The organism is Rhizorhapis suberifaciens (assembly GCF_014200045.1).
Classification (GTDB): Bacteria; Pseudomonadota; Alphaproteobacteria; order Sphingomonadales; family Sphingomonadaceae; genus Rhizorhapis; species Rhizorhapis suberifaciens.
Map to the genome: position 1 here is coordinate 19,028 of NZ_JACHOV010000002.1, position 17,546 is coordinate 36,573.

Genomic DNA, 17,546 nt, shown 5'->3' on the forward strand with positions numbered 1-17,546 from the left:
GCTCTCCCGTTCATTTTTGACGCGACTCCTGGTTCAGCGGAGTCGCCGTATCCCCTCAACTGCCTGTGAAGGGAAAATCCGGCCGGGGCTTCTGTTCGATGAACGCCTTGGCCGAGGCTGGAAGCGCCATCTTTACGTCGTTCGTTTCAAACAGCGGCATCGCGATGTCGAACATCGCCTGATCGGCGGCTGCAACGCCGCTTGTCGCCCATATGCGCAACAGCGCCTTATGCGCCGCGTGGGCCCGAGTCGGACCCTTCGCCAGCTTTTCCGCGAACGCCAACGTATCGGACCACAATGTTTCATCAGACATAACGCGGTTCACGACTCCGCGCTGCGCCATTTCTTCTGCCGAAATAGGGTCGGATGTCATCGCCCACTCGATTGCCTTCGCCCGGCCGGCGCGCTCGGCCGCACGATATACGCCGCCGAGCACTGTCACGATCGCCAGCGATTGCTCTGGATGACCAAAAATCGCCGACTGGCCCGCGAAAATCACATCGGCACGCAACGCGAGTTCAAAGCCCCCACCAAAGCACTTGCCTTGGGCTGCGACGATCGTTGGAATCGAAAGCTGCTCGAACTGATTGAAGGTGCGCATGTAGCGCTCGAAAAGCCCTCTCAATTCATTGGGGGCCATGTCGACCCAAGGGACGATATCGCCTCCGAAACAGAAGTCAGAGCCATCTGCCCGCACGACCAGGACACGGGCATCGCTGTTCTGGACCTCGCCGAGAAGGATTTCCATTTCCAAGAGCATTTCGATTGAAAGCCGGTTCTGCGGACCGTTGTTAAGGGTCATGACCGCTATCTGATTCTGAATGTTTAACGCCGCTTGCGACAACGTCCGAACTCCATTTCTGTTGATGCCGCACATAGCTGGTGTGTTCGCTAGCACGGCTAACTATGTGCATATGCGCTTTTATAAGCGAAAGTCGACCAGCGCAACTGGCAAAAAGCGAACATTGACCAATGGGATGTGCCGACGCTTGGAGGCCGAGCCCGATTCCCAGTGAATTGGCGGTGTCGCACATGTGCTTGGACCGGATGAAATCTGCGGCCCTCGCTTTGATGAAGTCTGCACAGGCTTTCCCAAGTCTGCGATATTCCTCTTGCAATTAAGTGCATATGCCCTTTTATATGAGAACCCGATGCCGAGCCGATCGAATCGGGCCAGAAAATCGGATCTGTTGGAGGACTCTTGAAGTGACGATGGGTACTAACGGTACAGCTGCCGCTGATTCCGCCATCTTCGTTCATGGGTGTCCGGATTCAGGAGCGATCTGGGATGACGTAATCGCATTGCTCGAACAATCCACCATAAGCTCGACAAGTCTCGACCTGCCGCAGATCCCCCCGTTCGCCGACGCGATCAAGGCTATTGCCGCCTACTCCGGCGACGCCGACGGGCAGGAGGTGTTCAAAAAGTGGTCTGCGAGCGTTTTCGCTGACCCCTTTACCGAGAATGTGCAGCTCGAGGCCGTTGTCCTGTATCGCCCGATCAGAGGTCGTGACAACAACAAGCAGGTGAGGCACGCACGGCCCTGCGGCAAATATCGGGCGAAGGGCTGGACGTCAGGCGAGTTCGGTAGCGACGACCTGCTGCATCGCCGAGCGCATGGCTTTCGCTTCGCCGACGCCAAATTTCGCCTCGAATACGCGCTGCGCCTCGATCCAGACCAGATGTCCCTTTTCGACGACGTCGATTCCGGCCTTCGTGAGGTTCAGCAGGCGGGAGCGCTTGTCGGTGGGATCTACGGTAACGGTGAGCAGCCCATCGCGTTCCAGCGGCCGAATCGCACGCCCGACCGTCGTGCGATCCATGACAGTGAGAGCGGCAAGCGCATTGATGCTGATGTCCGCGTTACGATAGATCAAGCGCAGGATGGCGTACTGGTTCGTTTTGAGGCCCAGGTGAGCGATGCAGGCATCGAAGTAGCGCGTCATGTGACGCGACGCGTGCCGGATCGTCGAAAAATTACATACCATCTCAGCGGGCGTGGTCCTGGGCTTGTTTGTCATAGGAGACTGTCCGGATCGATGAAAAGAGTGACTACACACCTATGTTGCAACAGCGTAGCTGTTTGTCAATGATTCATCGGATTCCAGACCTTCACAAATGCCCCAATTGCTTAACGAGGAAAAGAATGACCGAAAGAAACAAAGCGATTCGCACAGGCAATATCGTTCACAATGATCGTAACGATCCATTCAACCAGATCGAAGTTTCATTCTCGTCGTGCGGCGAGACTTTACGAGGCTTGTTCCTGACGCCCAAGGGCGGAAGCGGTCCGTTTCCGACGATCGTCATGGCGCCGGGTATGTCGGGAGTGAAGGAAGGCTCGATCATGCAATATGCCTCCTACTTCGCGAGTGGGGGTTTTGCTGTTCTTGCCTACGACAATATCTATTTCGGCGAGTCCGGCGGCGAACCGCGTCAGGAAGTCGATCCGGTGTTGCAGCGGCGCGGCTACCGCGACGCGCTCACTTTCGTCAGCCTGCGTGACGACGTGGATGAAACCCGTCTGGGCATTTTCGGCACCAGCTATGCAGGTGGTCATGTCCTCGAGGTTGCGGCGCACGATCGCCGCGTGAAGTGCGTCGTCTCGCAGATTCCGGCGATGAGTGGCCAGGAAGCCTTCAAACGTGCGATCCGCGCGGACATGCGGCCGGCCATTCTTGCTGCTCAGGATGAGGATCGCAAACAGCGCTACCTCGGCAATCCGCCCGCTATGATCAAGGCGGTGTCAGACGATCCGACGGAACCATGCGCGATGGCGGGCCGGGCCTCGTTCGACTATTTCTCGGAGCAGGGGCAGATCGCGCCGCGCTGGCGCAATGAGATGACGCTGCGGTCGCTCGACCTTTACCGAGTAGTCGATAATGCCAAGTTCCTGCCGCATATCTCGCCGACGCCGTTGCTGATGATCGTTGCACTGAACGACGAACTGGCACCGCCGGATCTTGCACTCGCCGCATATGCAACCGCGCTCGAGCCCAAGAAGCTGGTGCTGCTTCCTGGCAATCATTTCGATCCTTATGGGCCGGAATTCGCCCTGACGAGCAACGAGGCCCGCGACTGGTTCACGCGGCATCTCGTGGTTGGCGGGTCGATCGGTCTGAACTAATCGGCGCCGTTCAGCACGACCGATCAGCCCTTCTCCATGGAGCGATTTGACATGCAGGACTCAAACACGACCACCCCGGCTGCGGCCCATGCACCCACGACCAAGCTCGGCTGGCAGACCTTTGTCACGCCGGGTGTGCCGACAGTGTCCGACGACATCCCTCCGGGCGAGACGGCTCGCTGGTGGTCGCCGATCACCTCGATTCTGATCTACGGTGACAAGGACGCAGTCCTGATCGACACGCCGACAACTGTTGCGCAGGCGACGGCTGTCACAGACTGGGTAGTGGCCAGCGGCAAGAATCTGACCACGATCTATATCACTCATGGCCATGGCGACCATTTCTTCGGGACGGGGACGGTTCAGGAGCGCTTTCCCGATGCACGTGCGATCGCGGCCTCCGACGTCGTCGACCGCATGCGCGATCAGATCGCGCCTGCTATGATGGAGGGGATGTGGAACAAGCGCTTTCCCGGCCTGATCCCCGATAATATCGTGATCGCCGATCCGCTCGCCGAGACCAGCTTTTTTCTTGAAGGGCACGAGCTACGGGTGGTGCCAACCGGCCATTCGGATACCGACGACACGACCTGTCTGTACGTCCCCTCGCTCGACCTCGTCGTAGCTGGAGATGTCGTCTACAACGACGTTCACCAATATCTGAGCGAGTCGACGACCCGCGAAAAGCGCCTGGAGTGGATCGCGGCGCTTGACACTATCGATGCACTGAAGCCGAAGGTCGTGATCGCAGGGCACAAGCGGCCAGAGAATGGCGACGGACCGGAGACTATCGAAGAAACGCGACAGTATCTGCGTGATTTCGACCGTCTGGTCGATGAGACGGCGTCAACATCCGAACTCTACCGGGCGATGCTTGCCCTTTATCCCAATCGAGTGAATCCAGGGGCCCTCTGGGGATCTGCCCGTGCTGTGAAGGGCTTCTAGACCTAGTCTCATTACCTCCCGTTTCAGCACCACCGTCGAGCGCATTTCGCGTCAGTCCGTCTTCCTGCCTGCAAAACCGATCAGAGCTTCGAGGCAATGATCTATCTCGCCGCCGCCGTCATCAACTCGCGATGAATCCCCACAAGCCTTAGCTTGTACTTCCTGCCGCATAACTTTCGCTTGCATTTATGTGTATATGCGCGTTTATATGTAGGCGCTCAATAATATGGCATGGACAAAAATGGTGCGTGAGAAGGACGCCGAGAGGAGAGCCTGGTGATAGCAACTGATGGGAGCGGCGCTCCGGCCGATTCAGTCCAAGTTCGTGGGACCATCGTTTTTGTCCACGGATTTCTGGATGCCGCAGATGTCTGGAATGGTGTCGTCGAACATGTTCCTGACGATCTCAACAAGATTTCGGTCGATCTGCCGGGAATGGGCGCTGCCAGCGACGATGACGGCGTCCTCAGCCTGGATCGTTATGCGGATATTGTTTCTGCGGTGGTTCGTCGCGCGGCAGGGCCGGTGATACTCGTGGGTCAGAGCATGGGCGCACAGGTCGTGGAACTGGCAGCGCTGGCAAACCCCGATGCCATTGCCGGATTGGTGCTCATCACGCCTGTTCCTCTGGCTGGCGTGCATGCTCCCGAAGAGGCGGTGGCATCGTTCAAGGCTCTTGGTGGCGATCCGGCTGCGCAGCGCAAGGCGAGGACTTCGCTGTCACCGGCTCTGTCTGCGCCTGAACTTGACCGGCTGGATCGATTCGGTGCTCCAGTCAAGCCCGGCAACGTCCCCAGGCTGGTCGATATCTGGAATCAAGGGCATCCGGCCGGCGTGGACGCCAGTGCGTTTGCAAAGCCAGTCGCCATCCTCCGTGGCTCGCTCGACCCGTTCGTCACGGAACAGATGGCGCAGCAGATCTCCGACCGCTTCTCGAACGTGGAGAATATTGTGGTCGATTCCGGTGGACATTGGCTGCATGTGGAACAGCCGGAGCTGGTCGCCCGGACTATTATGGAATTGTTACAACGGCCGGCCGCCGGGAGCGACTGGAAGGCCGCCTTTTCCGAGCGTTCGGCGCAGGCTTTCGGAATGGCGCTGGCGGATGATGTCGTGCTTGAGGCGGTGGCTTTGTATCGGCCGGTCCGTGGTCGCGAAAGGGTCCAGCAGGTGATGGAGGCGGCCAGCAAGATATATGAGTTCCTGGAATTCACGGATCAAGCGTCAGAGGGCCGCAACCAATATCTGCAATGGCGGGCAAAAGCATTTGGCGGGATATCGATCAGCGGTATCACGATCATAAGCAGGAATGAAGCGGGTCAAATCGCCCAGGTGGCGATCCATCATCGCCCTTTGGCCGCGGCAATGAAGTTCTCTGCCACCCTTGGCGAGAGTCTGAAGCAGCAGGACGACTTTTTGAGCTATTTTATGGCTCAATCGGACTTGCCCAAGACACTGGAGCTCATTCCATGATTATCAACGCTGACGACCTCGACGCAACGCAGACGTACAAATTGCTTATCGGAACTATCGTACCGCGGCCCATTGGCTGGATCAGCACGGTTACCAAAGAAGGGGTTGCCAATCTGGCCCCATTCTCGTTCTTCACGGTCGTCGGGCGCAAACCGCCGGTTCTTTCCATCAGCATCCAGCGCAAATCGGACGGGGTGACGGACAAGGACACTTACGTAAATATCTGTGACACCAAAGAGTTCGTCGCCAACATCGCAACCTTGGCTCTCGCATCCGAGCTGCACAACTCGGCTTTCGAATTCCCATCGGGGACCGACGAGTTCGAGGCAACCGGCCTCGCCAAAGCCCCCAGCGTGATGGTCCGCGCGCCGCGGGTGGCGTTGGCGCCGATCGCGATGGAATGTATTCTTGAACGCGAATTCACCGTCGGTGATTATAACGATCATGTCGTCTGGGGCCGCATCGTCAGGTACCACATCCGAGACGATCTGTACCTGGGAGGTGGGCGGATTGACACGGCAGCGCTTGGGCCTGTCGGACGCTTGGCTGCCGAATATACACTGATCGACAACGTCTTCACCACGCCTCTCGATCCGGGATTGGTCGAAGCGCGGGAAGGCCACCGTATGCAGCGCCTCGATGGGCGTCCAACGGATTGGGCGGCGGCGGCTCAGGCGAGCTGGTCACCATCGGGGAGTGTAACCGAACTTTGATCGGTCGCTGAAGAGCAATGAAGCGTGGCCTTGGCAAGCGCGAAGGTCTATTCGTGTCCGTCTGACCTGCATTGATCCCCAGAGATACAGCGTTTTACCAGTTGAACGTCGTTGACAGCGGATATGAGTGCGTATACGCCTAATTAGATAAGAGATGGGTAACAGCCGTCAGGTAGCCGATGTCGAACTAATATCGGTGTGGGTGCTTCGAGAAGGCTCGGCTGACAAGAGCTGCAATGCTTGCGGTATGAGATCAGGAGAGGATTGTATGACGATTTCGAAAAACCAGCTTAAATCCGTGTTCTACCTTTCGGCTGCGTCCGTTGCACTGCTGGCCGGAGGGTCTGCCTTTGCGCAGGAGGAAGTTGCGCCAGTGACGACGACGGACGAAGCGCTAAGCGGCATGGTCGACATAGTCGTAACTGCCCGGCGTCGCGCAGAAAACCTGCAGGATGTGCCGATCGCCGTGACGGCGCTTGGTGGGGCAGCGCTCGAAAAAGGCGGAATTACCTCGGTGCTCGACATTGCGAAGGTTACGCCGAATGTGACGATGACGCAGTTCAATGTCGGTGAGCCCCAAACTTACGTTCGCGGCGTCGGCTCTCAAACGGATTCGGCCGCCTCGGAATCCTCTGTCACAGTATCCGTGGACGATGTGCCGATTGGAAGAGGTGGTGCGCCGTCAGTCGCCTTTCTCGATGTCAGCCGGATTGAGGTGCTTCGTGGGCCGCAGGGAACGTTGTACGGCCGCAATGCATCGGCCGGCACGATAAGCTTCTATGCCAATCGCCCGGAGGACAGCTTTAGCGGCTATGTGGAAGGTTCCTATGGTAGTTTCGATACCTATGGGGCCAAGGCGATCATAAACACGCCGGTAGCGGAAGGCTTTGCCTTGCGCGCTGCGGGCCAATATTCGCACAGCGACGGTTATGCCAAGAACATCGCAACCGGCGAGCGCCTGCAAGGAGGGGAGCGCTACGCGGGCCGCTTGCAACTGCAGGCGGAAACCGGGGCCTGGGTATTCTTGATCAGCGGCGATTATTCGAAGGACGATCTGACCGGAGACTCGCGCTATGTCGTTGGATCGTCTGAATCGTCTCCCGGCCTGCTTGCGGTGGCTAACGCGATTCAGGCACCTTATGCCGGAGACGTGTGGAAGAGTTCCGGTTTTCCCGGCACGTTCCAGAAGCGGCGCAATTATGGAATTGTCGGCCGGATCGAATATGATGCGGGATGGTCGACCATAACTTCGGTCTCGGCCTACCGGAATAACGAATATTCCCTGCGAGCCGACTATTCGGGTCTCCGGGATGCGTTTCCTCTGCGCGTCGACGATCGCATCCAGGAATCGTCTCACCAGGTGACGCAGGAATTGAGGCTTAACTCGCCTTCGACTTCGAAGATCCAGTGGGTGGCTGGCCTTTTCTATTATAAGGATGACGTCGATCGCGTGGAACAGTTTGTCGTGACGGCAAACGCGCCAATACCTGCAGTGCTTGGCGGGGACAATACGGGCAGCCAGGCTGCCCAGACTACCAGCTATGCCGCCTTCGCCCAGGCGACCTTGCCTTTTGCGGAGATATTCGAACTGACCCTGGGCGGGCGTTTGACGCACGACAAGAAGGAAGTTTTCCAGACGCTCGTACATAACGGCCCGGCGGGTAGCGGTGTCGGTTTCCCCTTTTTCCCGGGGTCTCCTTATGCCGTTCCCGCGAAGGCCAGCTTCACGAAGCCTACCTGGCGCGTCACCCTTGCGGCTGAACCGGCTCCTGGCAAACATATTTATCTGAGCTATGACCGGGGATACAAGTCCGGGACATTTACGAGCCAGGCGCAGAATGCGGTGCAGGCGGGTTTTCTCGTCAAGCCGGAGAAGCTGGACAGCTTCGATCTCGGCTTTAAAACGCAGTGGCTGGACAACAGTTTGCGGCTGAATGCCGATGCATTCTACCTGAAGTATCAGGATCTTCAGGTCTTCGAGTTTGGCCAGACGCTCAATTTCGTCCTCGCCAACGCCGACGCGACGGTAAAGGGGGTAGAGGTTCAGGCGGTCATTGCGCCAACACGCAACTTCAACTCTGGTTTCAATTTCAGCTATCAGGACGCGAAGTTCACGTCGAACCCGTTCTTTTCGGGCGCGACACTGCCTTATGATGGAAATAGATTGTCGCGAGCGCCGAAGATAAAGTGGAGTACATTTGTAGAACTATCCCAGCCTGTCGGATCTGGAACCGCTACTGTTCGTGCAAACTATGACTTTCAGGATGCCTTTTACTATAATCCTGCGAACGATGCTGCAAGTCTTCAGAAGAGCTACGGCGTTCTTGGAGCATTTGCGGCCTGGGAATCGTCGAACGGCCTGAAATTATCCTTGACCGGGACCAATTTGCTTAATGAAAAATATTCGGTCCACCATATTAGTTTCCAAGGTTTAGGTTTGCGTATTTTTTCACCGCCACGTGCTGTCACTTTCGCTGTATCCAAGTCATTCTAACGAGCATTGCTCCCGGGCGCAGTTGTTCAAATAGCATGCGTCCGGGAATGTTCCAAGATGCGGCAGTGGCTTTGGCTAAACGGCCCAGGCCGCGCACGCGGAGAGTATGTGATCGATGGAACATCTTAGCCACGTTATAGGAGCGGGCCATCCACCGCTTTTGAAACACACCATCGGTCGGGCACTGGAACTGGCGGTGGAGAAATGGGGCGGCGACGAAGCGCTGGTTTCCGTCCATCAAGGGGTACGGCTCACCTGGGCTGACTTGGCCGAAAAAGTGGACCGTTTCGCCGCCGGATTGCTGGCGCTCGGTCTGCAACCGGGCGATCGTGTTGGGCTTTGGGCATCGAACTGCGTCGAATGGACTATTGTCCAGTTCGCTACCGCGCGGATCGGCATCATCCAGGTCAACATAAATCCGGCCTATCGGGTCAACGAGCTGCAGCACACGCTGCGCAGCGTAGGGGTAAAGGCCCTGATCTGCGCAGACCGCTTCAAGACGAGCGATTATCTCGCAATGACCGAATCGCTGTTGTCGGAAGACGACCTCGGCAGCAGCCCGATGGCATCGGCGACGCTGCCGATGCTGCGGTATCTGATCAAGATCGGCGGACCTGCACGGTCAGCTTGGCTGGACTTTGCCGCCGTCAGCGACCTCGCATCCGAGGAAGAGCGCCAAAGAATTGCGCCTATCGCTGCCTCCCTGGATGGTGACGATCCGATTAACATACAATTCACAAGTGGCACCACCGGATTGCCGAAGGCGGCAACCTTGTCGCACCATAATATCCTGAACAATGGTTACTTGTCAGGTGGCGCTGCGGGATTGAAGCATGGCGACCGCCTCTGCATCCCGCTTCCGCTTTATCACTGTTTTGGCATGGTCGTGGGCAACCTGGCCTGTCTCGTCCATGGCGCGACGATGATCTATCCGTCGCCAGCGTTCGATCGAACGACGGCCCTCCGGGCGATCGAAACCGAGCGGTGCACCATGATACATGGGGTGCCGACAATGTTCATCGACATGCTCGAACATCCTGACTTCGGGCAGTTCGACCTTTCCTCCCTGCGCGGTGGTCTGATGGGGGGCGCACCCTGTTCCATTGAGATCATGGGCAAGGTGATGGACCGGATGAATATGTCCGATGTCGGGATCGCCTACGGCATAACGGAAACCAGTCCCGTCAGCTTCCAAACCGCCATAGACGACACCATCGAACGCCGCGTCTCGACGCTCGGGCGCGTTCAGCCCCATCTGGAGGTCAAGATCATCGACACCGCCACCGGCGAAACGGTGCAACGGGGAGAGGTGGGGGAATTATGCACCAGAGGCTATTCGGTCATGCTTGGCTATTGGGAAGATCCTGCCAAGACGGCTGAAGCGATCCATGAAGGTTGGATGCACACGGGTGATCTCGCAGTCATCGACGAGGACGGATATGCAAGGATCGTCGGTCGCATAAAGGACATGGTGATCCGGGGGGGCGAGAATATCTACCCCAGAGAAATAGAAGAAGTCATCGGCCGTCACTCAAAGGTAGAAGATGTGCACGTCGTCGGCGTTCCCGACGCCAGGCTGGGGGAAGAGATCTGTGCTTGGATCAAGATCCGCGCGGGTCTATCAGCTACGCTAGAGGAGATCGAGCTGTATTGCAGGGAGAAACTCGCACATTACAAAGTGCCGCGCCATCTCCGGTTCGTGAGCTCATTTCCCATGACCGTGACCGGAAAAGTCCAGAAGTTCGAGATACGACAAACGATGATGGCAGAATTGGGGCTCGTCGATAAAGAATAGCCGGCGTTGATTGGTGCGAACGCGACAAAGCAAAGCAGCATGGGCTGCCTGACTTCGTCCAGCTCGGCGGCAAAGCCCCTTTCTGACGCCTGGATCGCGTCTCGATTTTATCGCAACTCTCCGCTATCGAACGAGGTCCGCGTTCATTGGGCAACTTTCAACGCAGCGGACGGAGCGGACTACAACCTTGGCAATTGTCAGATGGCGGCCAGGATTCTCAATGCTAATCTGGAAGCATCGGCCAAAGCCGAAGGGAGGCAGCCATTTTCCAATGTGGGCTTTTGGTGCGAGGTAGGCACCTATTCCGAAACCGGGGGCGTTCCGATCAAGTTTGATGCTGAATATCCATCGGACACGACAGGTCCGATGCGATTTTCTGAGTAGTCGCTCCCTTGTAAGGAAGATTATCGACGGCGTAGACGTTGCCGGATGCTTAGCCTTTGTATTTGGCCAATGTCGCTTGGAAGGTGTGCACCTCGTCACCTGTCCGCACCTCGATTGTGATCGGAATGGGTGTCTTGCTGGATCGCACCGCCGATGGGATCATATACTGGACGATACCGCCGAATGCCTGCCCAGGATCAACGGTGGTTGTTTTCATGAGTTGAGCCAAATCCTCTCTTTTCGCGGCTTGGTTCAATTGCATCGCTTGCATGTCGCGCTTGTTTTGCTCGTTAGCGATAGCTTGCGCGGCAAATGCAGCGCCAGCGTTATAGCCCGAATAGGTAGCGGTTCCGAAGCTGTTCGCCGTGTATGGCGTTGAACCAATAGTCCCGTAGGAATTGCCGGAGTACGTCGCCGTGCCGTAGCTATTGCCTGCTTGGCTGGCCTGCATGTTCCGCCCAGCGGCGGCCAGTCCGACCGCAAGCGCCTGCCATGCCGCCCGCCGCCTTTCTTGTTTGAGTAGGTCCTGATAGGTAAGCATCGCAACGGACGTGCCGTCCGGCATTTTGACCGTGATGCATTCAGGTCCAAAATTGAAAGGCTTTTCGCTGTTGTTCAGGACATAAATCCTGAAGCCACCTTGCTTGGGAGTCTGTTGCCGAGGCTCCAAGATACGCACTGAACTTGCTGGCGACGCGTCATCTATGGCTTCGCGGCCATCTTCAAAACGCGAGGTTTGCTCAGCCTTCGCAGTCACGTCCAGCACATATTCAGCCGCCAGTGCCGGAGTGCCGACAAGTACGAGCGCGCAAATCGTTGATGCCATTCAACGGCTCAGCGGCGGGAAATTTTGTGAACCGAATCAATGCTTTTATCCGCTCTGACTCGCAAATGGCTTTGGTGCAGCCTCCCCAAGTCAGATTTGACGGAGAAGCTGCCATTTGCCGAAACACGCGGATTTGCTGGCTTTGGGGCTGCGATTTGTCGCGTAGGGTGTGGGGTCGGACCGGGAATGCGGCCCGAACTGGATCGCGGGAATTGCGCAGTCATTCGATCCGGATTTGTGAGCGGTTGGCGCACATGCCCGCTGCTTTGGAACCCGATTTGTCCAGTGGCGTCCGGCTTGAAGCAAACGCACTATCGGTTATGGGAACATCGCCCTTTATTTGGAAAAATATCAATAAAATCAAGGAATAATGGCGGAGCGGGAGGGATTCGAACCCTCGATACGCTTTTGACGTATACTCACTTTCCAGGCGAGCGCCTTCGACCACTCGGCCACCGCTCCGCATGCTCTGGAAGGCGGCTCACTATCGCGCCTCCCGGCTTTTCGCAAGCAGGCAGTTCATAAAAGGCGTGTCCGCTGCGCAATTGGGCAATGCTGGCAAGCAAAGGCTGCCGATCCTATATTCCTGAAACCCAAGAGCCAGCTCTGGCGTACAGGAGGAGTTCGATGATTGTCGGCACGGTCCGCGAGATCAAGAACAATGAATATCGTGTGGGGCTAACGCCGGAAAGCGTTCACGAACTTACAGCTCATGGCCATCAGGTGCTGGTGGAAACCGGGGCGGGGCTGGGGATAGGCGCCAGTAACCATGAGTATCGCAAGGCGGGTGCGGAGATAGTGGAGGAAGCGGCCGCTGTCTTCGACCAGGCAGAGTTGATCGTCAAGGTAAAGGAACCGCAGGAGGGAGAGCGAGCGCTTTTGCGGGAAGGGCAGGTCCTGTTCACTTATCTTCATCTCGCCCCGGATCCCGAACAGACGAGAGATCTTCTTGCATCCGGCGTGGTCGCCGTCGCTTATGAAACGGTGACAGATGCCAATGGCGGCCTGCCGCTTTTAAAGCCGATGAGCCAAGTTGCGGGCCGAATGTCCATTCAGGCCGGCGCGACGGCGCTGGAAAAAGTGCATGGCGGGCGTGGCGTCTTGCTCGGCGGAGTGCCGGGGGTGATGCCAGCCAAGGTGGTGGTGATCGGCGGCGGTGTGGTGGGATTCAATGCTGCCCAAATGGCCGCCGGACTGGGCGCGGACGTTACCATATTGGATCGCAATCCGGAGGTGCTGGAACGGCTGGGAACCTATTTTGAGGCGCGGGCGAAGACTCGATTTTCGAACCGGGCCAATATTGCCGACAGCCTGGAGCAGGCCGATCTGATCATCGGCGCCGTGCTGATCCCCGGCGCGGCCGCGCCCAAGCTGGTTTCCCGCGCCATGCTGAAGACGTTGCGGCGGGGCGCGGTTCTGGTGGATGTGGCCATAGATCAGGGCGGCTGCTTTGAAACATCGGTGCCGACCACCCATGATGACCCCACCTATATCGTCGATGGCATCGTTCATTATTGCGTGGCCAACATGCCCGGCGCCGTGGCGCGGACGAGTACCTATGCGCTCAACAATGTCACGCTGCCTCATGCGCTGCGAATTGCCGATCTAGGGTGGAAAGAAGCAATGCGGCAGGACAGGCACCTTCTGAACGGCCTCAACATATGGGATGGCAAGATAACCTGCGAACCCGTAGCGCGTGAGCTTGGTCATCGTTATGTGGCGCAGGCAGAGGCGCTTGCCTGAGCATCAGGAAGATATGAATGCCCCACATTGGCGAAAGGATTGAAGCAAGCGGAACGCTTCTGCGCGACGGCGCGGGGTTCCTTCTGAAATGCCATCATGGGGTCAATTGGAGGCTGAACCTCCATAGGGTCCCAATCGATCATGTAGCAAAGCAGGTCCGGATCGTCGGCGTGATGGCTGCAGAAGATCAAATCGATGTGGAAGGGGTCGCGAGCGCGGGATAGAGGCTTGTCGAGTAAAGGCGGGTGCGTACGATCGGTAATAATACCAATGGGTTATTGATCGTTGCCCCGGAGCTTCTTGGCGAGCGTCCGGACACCCCATGTCACGCCCATGCCCACCGAAACCGGAACGGCGATTGCCGTCAGCACCACCGCCAGACCACCGGTCACGAGAGCAGAACCAGCAAGGTGCACGGCCTCAACTGCAATGCCTGCCTTGGCAGTTCCTGCCGCCTGGCGAGTTTGCGCAACGGAGCCTGAATCCTTCGCAATCATGTCGCTTCTGCTCTCCCCCGAGTGCACAGTAGTTTAGAAACCATCAGCTTCATGCCCGTTACAGCACGAACCAAAATCTAATATTCCCCACAAGACGTTGAATTCAGAGATGCTTCTCGGCCGCGCCCAGGCGGCTTATCACAAGTTCCCCTCAATCCCCCAAAAGACTCATAGCCGTTTTCCCACTGGCTCTCAACTAAGTGCTTCCACTAATGTTGAATTCGTTAAGAAAAGCCAAAGCGAGAGGGCGGATGGGAGGCAGCGCGATATGCGGAGCCGAAAATCCGATGAGGGGACGAAAGCGGCTTACATCGAAAGTTCAAGTCCTGGCATAGCCGCGTTATGATCGCGGTGGCCCGTTCGAAGGTCGCAAAAAAATTTGGGATGTCCTGAAGGCCGGTTCCGGTTGGCGGCGCATTACTTTTTGTGTCCTGCGCCGGTTCTGAAAAAATATAGCATAAGGGAATCGTACGCCATGAAGATTCATGTCACGGGACTCCGCGGTATTCCCGGCGTGATGGGCGGCGTCGAAAGCCATTGCGAGGAACTGCTTCCCCGCATCAAGGCCCGTAATGCCGATCTGGATATCACTATTTTATGCCGCGCGCCTTATGTAGGAGAGGGCGTGCGCAATTATCGCGGGCTGGTTCTGGAACCATTGCCCTCACCCCGATCAAAGTCGCTCGAGGCTATCGTTGCGACCTTCATCGCCATTATCTATGCCTGGTTCCGGCGGGCTGATGTCGTGCATATTCATGCCATCGGACCGGGGCTGATGGCCCCGCTCGCTCGATTGCTAGGTTTGCATGTGGTCGTTACCCACCATGGCGCCGATTATGAGCGGGCCAAATGGGGCCGCTTTGCCAAATTGGCTTTGCGACTCGGGGAACGATCGGCTCTCATCTGGGCTCACCGCGTCATTGCCGTTTCGCCATCGCTGGCGAACAGCCTGAAGGCGGTCTTTCCTTCCCAGGCTTACAAGGTGGTCTATATTCCAAACGGAACGCCGAGACTGCCTCGCGGCGAGAGCGATCCCATCAATATTTTGAAGGAACTGGGCCTTAAGCCGAAAGACTATGTCCTGGCTGTGGGCAGACTGGTCCCCGAAAAGGGGTTTGACGATCTGATCGAAGCCTTCCGCGCCAGCAACCAACCTGAGGGACGCAAGCTGGTGATAGCGGGCGGTGCGGACCACGAGACGGACTATGTCCGCGCCCTGAGGGCCAAGGCATGCGACCGCGTGATATTTGTCGGGCGTCAGCCACGTGCGGTGCTCAAATGCCTGTACGATAATTGCACTTTGTTCGCCATGCCGTCTTATCATGAAGGGTTGCCGATTGCGGCGCTTGAGGCAGCGTCATGCGTGGCGCCCATGATCCTCAGCGATATCCCGGCCAATCTTGACCTTGGTCTCAGTGCCGAGCGGTATTTCCCCGTAGGTGATAAGGCCAGGCTCGCCCATATGCTTGAGAAGGGGTATGATCCTTTCGAGGCCGAGGCGCAGATGGTCCAGCGCAAGTTCGATTGGGACAAGTCGGCGGATACGACCGCCAAGTTGTACCATAGCTTCCGGCCGGCATCGCCCGTAGCCGTGCGCCATAAACGGATAGGCACCGGGCTGGTAGAATAGGCGAGTGACAGCCGGCGTGCGAAGGAAAGCCCTGTTCATCATCAATTCGCTCGCAGGTGGCGGGGCGGAACGAGTGATGACAACCCTGCTTGAAGGGTCGTCACCCTGGCGGGACCGGTTCGATATCGGTCTTGCGCTGCTTGACCGTGAAGAGGCGGCCTATAATCCGCCATCATGGATAAAGACCTACCGGCTGGATTGCGGCGGACGATTTCTGGCGAGCCTCTGGGCGGCGCGGCAACTGGTATCCCGCTTGCAGCCGGACGTGACGATCAGTTTTTTGACCCGATCGAATGCAGCGAATATCCTGGCAACGGCGGGCTATCCTACCGCTTGCCTCATTAGCGAGCGCGTGAACGCCTCGGCCCATTTGAACCACGGACTTGGAGGACTGGCGGCCCGGACGTTGGTGCGTCTGACCTATCCTCGTGCTGATCGCGTCATTGCGGTGTCGCAGGGTGTGGCTTCCGATCTGGAACAGAATTTCCACGTTAGGGCGGATCGGATTTCGGTCATCGCCAATCCGGTACATCATGACCGCATCGCTACCATGTCGGAAGCTCCCTCCGGAGTTGCCCTGGAGGGCGAATATATTGCCGCTGCTGGGCGGCTGGTTCCCAACAAGAATTTTTCAATGTTGATTGACGCTTTTGCGCGCGCACAACTGCCTGCATCCCTCGTTATTCTGGGCGAGGGGCCGCTTCGGGGCGCTCTAGAACAGCAGGTGGAGGAATTGGGGCTGGCGGGCCGGGTGCTGATGCCCGGCTTTCTGGAGAATCCATTTGCCGTCTTGCGGAGGGCTTCCTTGTTCGCTCTGCCCTCCAACGCGGAAGGGTTCCCCAATGGCATGGTCGAAGCCATGGCATGCGGCCTGCCCATAGTCGCGGCCAATTGTGCTTCCGGCCCATCGGAGATCTTGTTGGGCAAGGCACGTGAGGAGGTCGACGGCATCGTTCATGGGCCAGCTGGGGCGGTGGTGCCGCAGAACGATCCAGATGCGTTCGCCGAGGCGTTGAAAACCGTATTTCAGCCCGGCGGTCGCAATGGACGGGGAGCGGCGGCGCTAGAACTATCGCGACAGTTCAGCGTTGAACGCACCGCCGAACGCTATTGGAAAACTATCGAAGCGGCGCTTCCCCCGGTTGAAACCGAGCCGCGATCAGTGGCCCCGCCGGCGGCCAAACATAAAATCAGGGAGCAACGTTTCTGAACAAGATGACACCTATTGTCCAGGAAATGGGAAAGCCGCATAGCCGCGGCTGCGCTCGTACCCTGCGAGGTCTCGTGGCGCTGCTTCAGGCCGATCTCTATCGCTATGAAGGACGGATCAGTTTTGCCTCCTTCTGGCGGCATTTTCTTTTCACCCCCGGCTATAAATATACCGTTGTGATGCGGACTTGCGGATATTTGCGCACGCGCCGATTCCAGGCTTTTGGCCTTTATCCCCTGTTCAAGCTCTGGCTGCTGCGACTGCGTTACAAATTCGGCTTTGCCATTCCGGAATATACGGTGATTGGAGCGGGCCTGTTCATCAATCGCTTCGGCGGCATCTACATCAATGGGGATGCGGTGATCGGGGCGAACGCCAACCTTACCCACGGGATCATGTTGGGTCAGTCCAACCGGGGAGAACGGGCCGGATCGCCCATATTGGGAGACAGGGTATTCCTTGCATCGGGTTGCAAGGTGATCGGTCGAATTCACCTTGGCAATGATTGCGCGGTGGGGGCGAATGCAGTGGTCACCAAGGATGTCCCCGAAATGGGCGTGGTAGGGGGAATCCCCGCGAAGCTTCTGTCGAACGCGGGTTCGGACGGTTATATCAATCGGCTGGTGCCCAATGATCTGATGAAGCGTTGTGCAGGCGCTTTTGACGGCGTGCCCCCATTGCCGATATCCCCGGCGGTCTGAAAGCCCT

At 57.6% G+C, this 17,546-nt stretch carries 16 protein-coding genes and 1 tRNA gene; 12 read left to right on the forward strand and 5 right to left on the reverse strand.

Features of this window, described 5'->3' with window-relative positions; translation table 11 throughout:
- Positions 1 to 55 precede the first annotated feature (55 nt).
- Together HNQ99_RS02325 and HNQ99_RS02330 are read right to left on the reverse strand one after the other, a co-directional pair.
- Entirely contained in the window at positions 56 to 877 is an 822-nt protein-coding gene (locus tag HNQ99_RS02325; RefSeq protein ID WP_184474054.1) for an enoyl-CoA hydratase/isomerase family protein, read from the reverse strand.
- A 698-nt stretch (positions 878 to 1,575) separates the two neighbouring features.
- The gene (locus HNQ99_RS02330) at positions 1,576 to 1,947 is read right to left on the reverse strand and encodes a MarR family winged helix-turn-helix transcriptional regulator (protein ID WP_184474055.1); all 372 of its coding nucleotides are present in this window, start codon (positions 1,945 to 1,947) and stop codon (positions 1,576 to 1,578) included.
- 200 nt (positions 1,948 to 2,147) lie between these two features.
- Between HNQ99_RS02330 and HNQ99_RS02335 the strand changes: the two genes are divergently transcribed.
- The 7 genes from HNQ99_RS02335 (at position 2,148) to HNQ99_RS02365 (ending at position 10,932) form a co-directional block, all read left to right on the forward strand.
- Complete coding sequence (locus tag HNQ99_RS02335) at positions 2,148 to 3,128, forward strand: alpha/beta hydrolase (protein WP_184474056.1); 981 nt, start codon at positions 2,148 to 2,150, stop codon at positions 3,126 to 3,128.
- Between the two features lie 51 nt (positions 3,129 to 3,179).
- Positions 3,180 to 4,073 (forward strand): MBL fold metallo-hydrolase, encoded by an 894-nt coding sequence (locus tag HNQ99_RS02340; protein ID WP_184474057.1) that lies wholly within the window; start codon positions 3,180 to 3,182, stop codon positions 4,071 to 4,073.
- A 276-nt stretch (positions 4,074 to 4,349) separates the two neighbouring features.
- Positions 4,350 to 5,546 carry an alpha/beta fold hydrolase gene (locus HNQ99_RS02345; protein ID WP_184474058.1) on the forward strand — a complete coding sequence of 399 codons (1,197 nt, stop codon included), beginning with the start codon at positions 4,350 to 4,352 and terminating at the stop codon, positions 5,544 to 5,546.
- Positions 5,543 to 6,259 carry a flavin reductase family protein gene (locus HNQ99_RS02350; protein WP_184474059.1) on the forward strand — a complete coding sequence of 239 codons (717 nt, stop codon included), beginning with the start codon at positions 5,543 to 5,545 and terminating at the stop codon, positions 6,257 to 6,259. The genes HNQ99_RS02345 and HNQ99_RS02350 overlap by 4 nt, the downstream gene beginning before the upstream one ends.
- A gap of 268 nt (positions 6,260 to 6,527) precedes the next feature.
- Positions 6,528 to 8,753 (forward strand): TonB-dependent receptor, encoded by a 2,226-nt coding sequence (locus tag HNQ99_RS02355; RefSeq protein ID WP_184474060.1) that lies wholly within the window; start codon positions 6,528 to 6,530, stop codon positions 8,751 to 8,753.
- A gap of 115 nt (positions 8,754 to 8,868) precedes the next feature.
- On the forward strand, positions 8,869 to 10,548 hold the full coding sequence (locus tag HNQ99_RS02360) for an AMP-binding protein (protein ID WP_184474061.1): 1,680 nt from the start codon (positions 8,869 to 8,871) through the stop codon (positions 10,546 to 10,548).
- A gap of 39 nt (positions 10,549 to 10,587) precedes the next feature.
- Complete coding sequence (locus HNQ99_RS02365; RefSeq protein ID WP_184474062.1) at positions 10,588 to 10,932, forward strand: hypothetical protein; 345 nt, start codon at positions 10,588 to 10,590, stop codon at positions 10,930 to 10,932.
- A gap of 49 nt (positions 10,933 to 10,981) precedes the next feature.
- On the opposite strand, the gene HNQ99_RS02370 is transcribed toward HNQ99_RS02365, so the two are convergent.
- Positions 10,982 to 11,758: a hypothetical protein gene (locus HNQ99_RS02370; RefSeq protein WP_184474063.1), complete on the reverse strand. Its 777-nt coding sequence runs from the start codon at positions 11,756 to 11,758 to the stop codon at positions 10,982 to 10,984.
- 371 nt (positions 11,759 to 12,129) lie between these two features.
- Positions 12,130 to 12,220, reverse strand: a tRNA-Ser gene (locus HNQ99_RS02375).
- A 165-nt stretch (positions 12,221 to 12,385) separates the two neighbouring features.
- Here HNQ99_RS02375 and ald point away from each other — a divergent pair.
- Positions 12,386 to 13,501 carry an alanine dehydrogenase gene (gene ald / locus HNQ99_RS02380; protein WP_184474064.1) on the forward strand — a complete coding sequence of 372 codons (1,116 nt, stop codon included), beginning with the start codon at positions 12,386 to 12,388 and terminating at the stop codon, positions 13,499 to 13,501.
- Positions 13,502 to 13,518: 17 nt separating this feature from the next.
- Positions 13,519 to 13,725 (forward strand): DUF5818 domain-containing protein, encoded by a 207-nt coding sequence (locus HNQ99_RS02385; protein ID WP_184474065.1) that lies wholly within the window; start codon positions 13,519 to 13,521, stop codon positions 13,723 to 13,725.
- Between the two features lie 51 nt (positions 13,726 to 13,776).
- Here the strand turns inward: HNQ99_RS02385 and HNQ99_RS02390 are convergent, their stop codons facing one another.
- Positions 13,777 to 13,998, reverse strand: coding sequence for a hypothetical protein (locus tag HNQ99_RS02390; protein ID WP_184474066.1), 222 nt, complete (start codon positions 13,996 to 13,998; stop codon positions 13,777 to 13,779).
- Positions 13,999 to 14,473: 475 nt separating this feature from the next.
- Between HNQ99_RS02390 and HNQ99_RS02395 the strand changes: the two genes are divergently transcribed.
- The 3 genes from HNQ99_RS02395 to HNQ99_RS02405 are packed head-to-tail and all read left to right on the forward strand — an operon-like array spanning position 14,474 to position 17,539.
- Positions 14,474 to 15,628: a glycosyltransferase family 4 protein gene (locus tag HNQ99_RS02395; protein ID WP_184474067.1), complete on the forward strand. Its 1,155-nt coding sequence runs from the start codon at positions 14,474 to 14,476 to the stop codon at positions 15,626 to 15,628.
- A gap of 16 nt (positions 15,629 to 15,644) precedes the next feature.
- On the forward strand, positions 15,645 to 16,838 hold the full coding sequence (locus tag HNQ99_RS02400) for a glycosyltransferase (protein ID WP_322790299.1): 1,194 nt from the start codon (positions 15,645 to 15,647) through the stop codon (positions 16,836 to 16,838).
- 26 nt (positions 16,839 to 16,864) lie between these two features.
- On the forward strand, positions 16,865 to 17,539 hold the full coding sequence (locus HNQ99_RS02405; RefSeq protein WP_246414371.1) for a serine O-acetyltransferase: 675 nt from the start codon (positions 16,865 to 16,867) through the stop codon (positions 17,537 to 17,539).
- The last annotated feature ends 7 nt before the right edge of the window (positions 17,540 to 17,546 follow it).

Bases quoted from the DNA above. Each gene is read 5' to 3' on its own strand.
- HNQ99_RS02370 (WP_184474063.1), bottom strand. From the start codon at position 11,758: ATGGCATCAACGATTTGCGCGCTCGTACTTGTCGGCACTCCGGCACTG.
- HNQ99_RS02365 (WP_184474062.1), top strand. From the start codon at position 10,588: ATGGGCTGCCTGACTTCGTCCAGCTCGGCGGCAAAGCCCCTTTCTGAC.
- HNQ99_RS02355 (WP_184474060.1), top strand. From the start codon at position 6,528: ATGACGATTTCGAAAAACCAGCTTAAATCCGTGTTCTACCTTTCGGCT.
- HNQ99_RS02340 (WP_184474057.1), top strand. From the start codon at position 3,180: ATGCAGGACTCAAACACGACCACCCCGGCTGCGGCCCATGCACCCACG.
- ald (WP_184474064.1), top strand. From the start codon at position 12,386: ATGATTGTCGGCACGGTCCGCGAGATCAAGAACAATGAATATCGTGTG.
- HNQ99_RS02385 (WP_184474065.1), top strand. From the start codon at position 13,519: ATGCCCCACATTGGCGAAAGGATTGAAGCAAGCGGAACGCTTCTGCGC.
- HNQ99_RS02405 (WP_246414371.1), top strand. From the start codon at position 16,865: ATGGGAAAGCCGCATAGCCGCGGCTGCGCTCGTACCCTGCGAGGTCTC.
- HNQ99_RS02360 (WP_184474061.1), top strand. From the start codon at position 8,869: ATGGAACATCTTAGCCACGTTATAGGAGCGGGCCATCCACCGCTTTTG.
- HNQ99_RS02330 (WP_184474055.1), bottom strand. From the start codon at position 1,947: ATGACGCGCTACTTCGATGCCTGCATCGCTCACCTGGGCCTCAAAACG.
- HNQ99_RS02335 (WP_184474056.1), top strand. From the start codon at position 2,148: ATGACCGAAAGAAACAAAGCGATTCGCACAGGCAATATCGTTCACAAT.
- HNQ99_RS02390 (WP_184474066.1), bottom strand. From the start codon at position 13,998: ATGATTGCGAAGGATTCAGGCTCCGTTGCGCAAACTCGCCAGGCGGCA.
- HNQ99_RS02395 (WP_184474067.1), top strand. From the start codon at position 14,474: ATGAAGATTCATGTCACGGGACTCCGCGGTATTCCCGGCGTGATGGGC.
- HNQ99_RS02325 (WP_184474054.1), bottom strand. From the start codon at position 877: ATGTGCGGCATCAACAGAAATGGAGTTCGGACGTTGTCGCAAGCGGCG.
- HNQ99_RS02350 (WP_184474059.1), top strand. From the start codon at position 5,543: ATGATTATCAACGCTGACGACCTCGACGCAACGCAGACGTACAAATTG.